Origin of the sequence: Epilithonimonas hispanica, assembly GCF_003385395.1 — a bacterium.
Lineage (GTDB): Bacteria > Bacteroidota > Bacteroidia > Flavobacteriales > Weeksellaceae > Epilithonimonas > Epilithonimonas hispanica.
Map to the genome: position 1 here is coordinate 1 of NZ_QNUG01000072.1, position 8,913 is coordinate 8,913.

The 8,913-nt window shown below is 33.3% G+C and carries 2 protein-coding genes; both read left to right on the forward strand.

Annotation, left to right across the window (positions count from 1 at the left end):
- The first annotated feature begins 100 nt into the window (after positions 1-100).
- Complete coding sequence (locus DRF58_RS17275; protein ID WP_116037153.1) at positions 101-6,079, forward strand: alpha-2-macroglobulin family protein; 5,979 nt, start codon at positions 101-103, stop codon at positions 6,077-6,079.
- A gap of 361 nt (positions 6,080-6,440) precedes the next feature.
- Positions 6,441-8,660 (forward strand): zinc-dependent metalloprotease, encoded by a 2,220-nt coding sequence (locus DRF58_RS17280; RefSeq protein WP_123902443.1) that lies wholly within the window; start codon positions 6,441-6,443, stop codon positions 8,658-8,660.
- The last annotated feature ends 253 nt before the right edge of the window (positions 8,661-8,913 follow it).

Here is an 8,913-nt window from a genome sequence, read left to right on the forward strand (position 1 = left end):
ATAACAGCATTAACTTTCATTCAGTTTGTAAATGTTTTTGTTTTCAGTAGAAAAATGAATAGACTTAAAATTGAATTAATTTAATAATGCACTACGAGTTATGAAAATCCTAAAATCCTTATTAGTATTCTTATTGATATTTGCTACTATGAATTTTTCCGCACAAAACTATTACGACCAGCAATGGAAAAAAATCGAAGACAATTATAAAAAAGGAACTTACAAATCCAATCTTCCGATTATTCTGGAAATACAAAATCAAGCTTTGAAAGATAACAACGCGATTCAAATCATCAAATCTTTGAAGGCTGAATTCAGTATTACAAAGCAAACTTATGACGATACGAAGAATGGCGAAAATTCCAAATTCTTTGCAAAACTTCAAAGCACGGAAATTAAATTAAAAGGCGATGAAAAACAATTATTTCATCTTCTGACTTTGGAGTTTATCAAAGATCATTATGAGAATAATTCTTGGAAAATCAATCAAAAAACCAATATAGACAATGCAGATTTGTCACAAATCGAAACTTGGAGCAAGTTGGATTTCAAAAATTATTTATCTAAGAATTATGCGGATTTAGAAAAAGATAATTCTGTTTTGAAGAAAATCCAAATGCAGAAATACAGTGAAATATTTGATGCATCTGACAATCTAGACTATTTCCCAACACTTTCCGATTGGTACAACTATAATTATATCGAATTCTTAAGAAATCAAAATCTTTTCACGCCAAACGAATTGAAAGTAAAATCGACAAAAATCAATTCAATTTTTGATTCGGAAATTGGTTCACTCTCTGGAAATTCTCAATTGTATTTTAAACACCAGAAAATCAATTATCAATGTGAATTAAATAATTGTAAAGACAAATTTGAACAACTTGAAAAACTGGTTGAAGACGAATCTGTAAAAGGCGATTACAAAGTCTTGATTATTGATGATATGATTGAGATTCTTCAGCAAAAACAAGATTACAAATTTGCGTTGACTTGGATAAATGATGCCAAAGAAATGTTTCCAAAATCTAAGTTTCTGAATAACATCAAAAACAAAGAAAATCAGATTAAAAATCCGCAACTGAACTTGTTTTATGAGAACGAAACCCAGAGCAACAAATCAATTCACATTGTTGCAGAAGGAAAAAATGTTCAGCAATTTTCTTTGAATATTTATGAAGTTAAAGACGACACACAAGGTTTTCTGAATCACGTTTTCGATTCTTACAAAACACCTTTTACAAAAGTAAAAAAATCGTTGGTAAGAAAAGACCAATTCAATTTGCCAGAATCTTTTGATTTTAAAACTCATAAAACATCTTTGGAACTGAAAGCACTTCCTGCAGGAATTTATTTAGCTGAATATGTTGTAGAAAACTCGGTTCAAAAAAGTTTCTATTTCATCGTTTCTGATTCGAAAATTATCTATTCTAAAAAGGATGATTCTAATCCAAAAGCTAATATTCTGAAACTCGTAAACAACGAAAACGGAAAAGCTTTTAATAATGAAAATCTTGAAATTGTAGAATATGTAAGAGGAAAACAAATCGTAAAACATTCTGTCAAAACCGATGCTTCTGGAAATTTCCAAATTCCAAATTCTGACAACAAAGAATATTACAGAAATTTCCTTGTGAAAACTGGAAACAATTATTCGATGATAAATGTTTATGGTTATAATGATTACAATAACCGAAACAAATCTGAAAATCAAGAATCCGCACAAGTTTTCCTTGACAGAAAAATCTACAGACCTGGACAAATTGTTTATTTCAAAGTCATTGCAACAGGAATTAATGGTGAAACTCAAAAAGTAAAAACTCTGGAAAAAGTTCCTTTGAATATTACTTTGAACGACGCTAACGGCGAGGAATTACAAACTCTGAAACTAACAACTAATGCATTTGGTTCCGTGAATGGAAGTTTTACGCTTCCAAAAAACAAACTGAATGGAAGTTTCAATATTGAGGTTAATAACGATGATGACAATTCTGACTTTGATATTAATGGATATACCGATTTTCAAGTCGAAGAATACAAACGTCCGAAATTTGAAGTGACTTTTGAGCCGATAAAGGACGAATACAAATACGGTCAAACTATTGAACTTAAAGGAAAAGCCGCGATGTTTTCAGGCGTTCCGTTGAGCAATTCCACCGTGAATTACGAAATCAAAAAGCAGAATATTAGTTGGAGATATTTCTGGTGGTATCCTCGTGGAAATGATAATGAAAATTCAATTCTTGGCGATGTAAAAACTAACGAAAAAGGAGAATTTACCATCAAAATAGAGTTGAAAAAAGACGAAACGCTGGAAGGAATTCAGATTGATAATTATGCAATTAATGCTTCTGTTATGGATATCAATGGAGAAACCCAATCAGCCGATACAAATATAAAAGTGGCTTCGGTTTCTCATTACATCACAGCAAATGAAATCGGAAATATATTTTCTGATGAAGCTGTAAAGTTGACAGTTGACACCAAAAATTATAACGACCAAGTTTTACCAAAATCTTACAACGTAAAACTGGAAAAACTGGAAGAACCAAAACAGATTTTCAGAGAGAATTTCTCTTCAGTTATTCAGGATTTGCCACAACTATCAAAAGCCGAATTTGTACAGAAATTTCCTCACGATAGGTTTGATAAAAATGATGACGTGAAGAATTGGAAAATTGAAAAACAATTGATTAATCGAGTTGAAAATCCATCAACCGACAACCGACAACCAACAACTAAATTAGATTTGGGAAAACTTAATGCTGGAATATACAAACTTCAACTTTATAATATCGAAGGAAAAGACACGATAAAAACGGAACAATTCTTCAAAGTTTGGGATAAAAAATCGTTGGGCCAAAATCAAAATCCATTCTTGGAAGTGATAAAACCGACGCAGGATTTGAAGCGAGGAGAAAAAGCGAAAGTGTTTGTTTATTCTGCAATTTCTGATGCTTTGGTCAACATTTTCATTCAAAATGGAAAAGGTGAAACTGTGACTGAAACCAAATCTTTTAAAAATGGAATTTTGGAATATGAAACCGTGATTCCAAAAGATGAAAGTATTTCAAGAGTGAATTTACAATTCCAATTGGTTGCATTTAATGATATAAAAACAGAATCTGTTGATTTGAAAATTGCAGACAGCAAAGATGATTTGAAAATCGAAACCATTACTTTCCGAGACAAATTACAGCCTGGACAAAAAGAAAAATGGACGATAAAAATCTCCGGTGCCGATAAAGAAAAAATCAATGCAGAAGTTCTAGCGAATATGTATGATAAATCGCTTGACCAATTTGCTGTGAATTCTTGGAGTTGGCAGAAATTTTATTCACCTTTCTATCAAAGTTCTTATGAATTAAGAAATGGCTTGGAGCAACAATATTATAATAAGAGATTTGATTTCATAGGAGAATACAACATCAATTCGCCTCAGTTTAATTGGTTTGATGGTGGAATTTATGGGCAGACTTCTATTCGAATTCGTGGTCTAGCTTCTAATAAAATTTATGCAGAAAATGCGGTAATGGATATGGCTATGCCTGCACCAGTAAAAGCACCAAAAGTGGAAACTCCACCACCTCCGATAGGGAAAAAGATAGAAAATAGCCCACCATCACCAAATGAAATTAAAGATAATAAAGAAAACTTAGACCAAATCCCAGTTCGTCAAAACCTCAACGAAACGGCTTTTTTCTATCCTAATCTTCTCACAGACAAAGATGGAAATGTGTCATTTGAGTTCACTTCTCCGGAAGCTTTGACACAATGGAAACTGATGTTTTTGGCTCACACAAAAGATGCGAGAAGTGCAATTTTGGAAAAATCTGTAGTGACGCAAAAAGAGTTTTCTATCACGCCAAATTATCCAAGATTTTTACGTGAAGGCGACGAATTGAATCTTCAGACCAAAATCTCAAGTTTGGTAAATCAAAAATTAACTGGAGTTGCACAATTACAGATTTTGGATGCTTTTACGAATGAAGATATTTCAGATAAATTCGGAATCAGCCAATTGACTGCGGTTTCTGGATATAATAAAGAGCAATCTTTTTCATTAGCTGAAAATGGAAATACATCTGCAACTTGGAAATTGAAAGTTCCAAACAATGTTTCTTCAATCATTATTAAAATCGTTGCAAAAGGAGAACCCCTAAATCCCCTAAAGGGGACTTCATTCTCCGATGGCGAACAAAAAGCCATTGCAGTTCTTCCAAATAGAATGTTGGTAACCGACGCGATTCCGATTTTTGTGAAAGAAGGACAGACCAAAACTTTCACTTTGGAAAATCTGAAAAATTCTAATTCTAAAACCCTGACTAATGTTTCCAATACTTTGGAATTGACGACGAATCCAATTTGGGAAATTATGTTTGCACTGCCAAGTTTGAAAGATGACATCAATAATTCGGCAGATGTTGTTTTCAACAAATGGTTTGCAGATGTTTTGGCTTCGGAGATTTTCAAAGCGAATCCAAAAATGAAAACCGTTTTTGATGAATATCAATCCAAAGGTCTTTTGACTTCGAATCTTGAAAAAAATCAGGAATTGAAACAATTGTTATTAGATGAAACGCCTTGGGTTTTAGAATCGAAAAATGAAACGGAACAAATGCAGAAATTGGCAAGATTATTTGATGCGAATACGATGCGAAATTCAATTCAAAATGATTGGTCAGAATTGGTAAAATTACAAAATCCTGATGGTGGGTTTAGTTGGTATCAAGGTTACCCAAGTTCATATTATACTTCACTTTATATTTTGAAAAATCTAGGAAGAATCAATGAATGGCTGAAAGGAAATCTTTCTGATTATCAAAGTTCTGAACAAAAAGAAATGGTTAAAAAACTGGTTTCTTATGTAGATAATGAAGTCAATAAATATTATGACACTTCGACTCCGCTCAGTGTGACAAAAAAAGACAATGTTTGGAATAATTTTGTTCTCGATTATCTGGATACACGCCATTATTGGGAAAAAGAATATCCTTTAAAAAATAAAGGCGCAAATCTGAAAACATTAGTTATTGCAAAAGCGAAAACTGCAAAAATTACCGATTTTACTTTCTTTGGATTGCACAGAGCGGCTTTGTTATTCAATCAATATGGTTTGAAAGACGTTTCGAAAAAGCTAATGACTTATTTGAAGGAAACTTCGACAGAAACTGAAAATCAGGGTGTTTATTGGAAACAAAACCTGAACGACTGGGGCTGGTATTCTTCCAAAACGGTGAATCACGCAGGAGCCATTGAAGCTTTCCAAAAATTAACGCCGACGGATGAAAATTTTATCGAAGAAATGAAAATCTGGCTGATTACTCAAAAAGAAGTAAATTCCTGGGGAAGTTCCAGAGGAACAGCGGAAGTTATTTTTACCATTTTGAATTCAGGAAAATCTTGGACTTCTGCAGAAACCAAAGGTTCGGCGATTGAAATGAGCCAATCCGATAAAGCGGAAATCACTTGGGGCGGAAAACCACTGAATCTGCAAACGCAAGCGACAGGTTATGTAAAACAAACCGTAACTTCTGATAACTTGGATAAAAATCTTTCAACCGTTACTATTAAAAAAGAAAGTGCAGGAATTGTTCAAGGTGGTTTGTTCTGGCAATATTATGAAGATCTTGATAAAATAAAATCTTCGGAAAGTTATATTTCGATTTCTAAAGAATTGTACAAAAAAGTAAAAACAGAGAACGGTGAGCAATTAATTAAAATCAATGAAAATTCACCAATCAAAGTTGGAGATAAAATTACTGTAAGAATGATTCTGAATACAGACAGAAATATGGAATTCATTCATTTGAAAGATATGAGAGCGGCAGGTTTTGAACCTTTGGATGTGCTTTCGGGTTATCAATGGAAAAACAATTTGGGTTATTATCAATCCACAAAAGATGCTTCTACCAACTTCTACATCGAATATATGCCGAAAGGAAAATATATCTTCGAATACGATTACGTTGCCAATGCAAGCGGAAAATTCTCAAACGGAATTACAACTTTACAGAATTATTATGCTCCGCAGATGAATGCTCACACGCAGGGAACGAAGATTTTGATTTCTGAATAGCGTTAAATTATATACCATTAAAAAGAGGTTACAAAATTTTGTAACCTCTTTTTATATATTAAAATAAAAGTAATCTATAAAATGATTCTTGGAACCATGAACCTTTTTACATATTTTTTCATATTTTAGCAAAAAAAAAGAATTCAATTAATCTTTTTTTTACATTTTTTCTACCTATTTGCTGTTTTTTTTATTAAAAAACTAAAATTACATATAATTAAATTTAGTTAAGAATAATTTGAATTAGGTGAATTAATTAACATTGACGCAAAGATTATTAATATTAATCAACCAATTCATTAACAATCAAAGTAAAAAATTACAGTCGGATAAAATCCAAAAAAAATTAAATATTTTAACAATGAACAGAAAATTACTATTTACAGCTGGCGTATTGTTCTCGGGATTGCTTTTCTCCCAGAAAAATTACTGGACGCCAGTAGCTGGTATTGATAACAAAGCGGCAGTTTATGATAAAACGTCAACACCGCTGAAGTATAAACTATACAAACTGAATACAGAACAAATCAAAGCTGATTTGGCCAATGCTCCAAAACGTTTTTCTAATAATGAAACTTTAGTTTTAAAATTCCCTACTGCAGAAGGCAAATTGGTAGACTATGTCATCCAAGAGGCTTCTGTCATGGATCCAGTTTTGCAGGCAAAATATCCTAATATAAGATCTTATGTAGGTTATGAAAAAGGTAATTCTGGCAACTCCATTCGTTTCAGTGTTTCACCTTATGATGGCGTAAATGTAATGTATTTCAATGCTGGAAAAACAGCATATTTGGATGCTTACACACAAGATAAGTCAACTTATATGGTTTACAATCGTCAAGATTTGACGGCTGATTTTGAAGGTTTTGTGTGTGATTACAAAGATCCTGAAAATGAAAATATTACAGATCCTGCACCACAATCTTTGGTTCAAGATGGACAGTTTAGAAATTATCGTCTAGCACTATCTTCAACAATGGAATACTCTAGATATCATATCAATAGAGCTGGATTGGCTTTAGGAACTGTTGAGCAGAAAAAAGAAGCAGTACTTGCTGCTATGAACACAACAATGACTAGAGTAAATGGTATCTATGAAAAAACTATTTCTCTTACAATGACGATGATTGCGAACAATGATCTTTTGTTATCGATAGATGTTGACGCTTATGAGCCTGGGTTCACTAATAATAATGGCGCAACTTTACTGAACGAAAACCAAGCTTTCATAGATGCAACCATTGGAAGTGCAGCCTATGACATCGGACACATCTTCAGTACTGGAGGTGGCGGTATCGCTCAGCTAAACTCTCCTTGTAATAATAGTGGAAAAGCACGTGGAGTAACAGGCCGTTCTGTTCCTAGAACAGATGCTTTTGACATCGATTATGTAGCTCACGAAATGGGACACCAATGGGGAGCAACTCACACGTTTGATAACTCTTGTGGTGGCAACAGAACAACTTCAACATCTGTAGAACCAGGAAGTGGAAGTACAATTATGGCTTACGCAGGAATTTGTGCTCCTAACATTCAAAATAATAGTGATGCTTATTTCCATGTTGTGAGTGTAAACCAAATGTACAACAACATTACTACTGGAATGGGATCAAATTGTGGTGTAAAATCAGCTAACAATAATCAGACTCCAGTGATTCAAACTTTATCAAACTATACAATTCCAAACGGAACTGCATTTGTTTTGTCAGGAACAGCTACAGACCCTGATGGAGATAACTTAACGTATCTTTGGGAGCAAACAAATATAAGAGGAACAACTACTTCTGCAGCACCCATTCCTACACAAACAACTGGTGTTGTCTTCAGATCATTTTTACCAACAACTTCTAATGAAAGATATTTCCCAACAATGTCTGCAATCGTAGCGGGAAATCTTGCTACAACATGGGAAGTAATCCCTACTGTTGCAAGAAATTTGAATTTCTCTCTTTTTGCAAACGATAACAAAGCTACGGGAAATCAAGCAGCAAGGGCTAACATGACAGTAACTGTTAATGCAGCAGGTCCTTTCAAGGTTACATCTCACGCTTCTAACACCGAGTACAACGGTGGAGAAGCTACAACAGTTACTTGGAATGTAGCAGGAACCAATGTAGCTCCTATCAACACTCAATTTGTTCAAATACTACTAACAACAGACTCAGGAGCTACTTTCACAGTACTAGGAGATGCTCCTAACAATGGTTCTGCAACTGTAACCTTGCCTAACATCAATACAACCAATGCAAGATTAGTAGTAAAAGCTGTAGACAATATCTATCTAGCAATGAACTCTTCTGCCTTTGCTATCAAAGAAGTTTTAGCAGTAAATGAGTCTGCATTTGAAAAAGGTTTTGCAATCTATCCAAACCCTGCGAAAGGAGAAGTTAATATTTCTCTAAGTAAGACAACAAAAAGCGCAACTTACCAAATTGTTGATCTTTCTGGAAAATTAGTTTCAAATGGTTCTTTAGAAAACGAAAAAACCAAAGTTAATATCTCTAAGCTAAAAACAGGAACTTACAGAATTGTAATTTCTAATAACGGAGAAACAACTAGTAAAAATCTTATTGTTAAATAATCAAAAAGATAATAAAAGCAAAAAACCAACTTCTTTGAGAAGTTGGTTTTTTTATTCAAAATAATTGGATCCAATCCAGATTTTCACCAATATGAAAACAGATTTTCAAAAAAAAGACCGAATTAATCTAGTCATGGTCGGAAAAAAAATCCGACCATTTTTTATGTTTTGGTTTTAAAAACTTTTGTAGGGTCTCCTCCTGCAAAAACGATTAAAATAGCCGTAATCATATCTCGAAGTTCCATTGTTATTC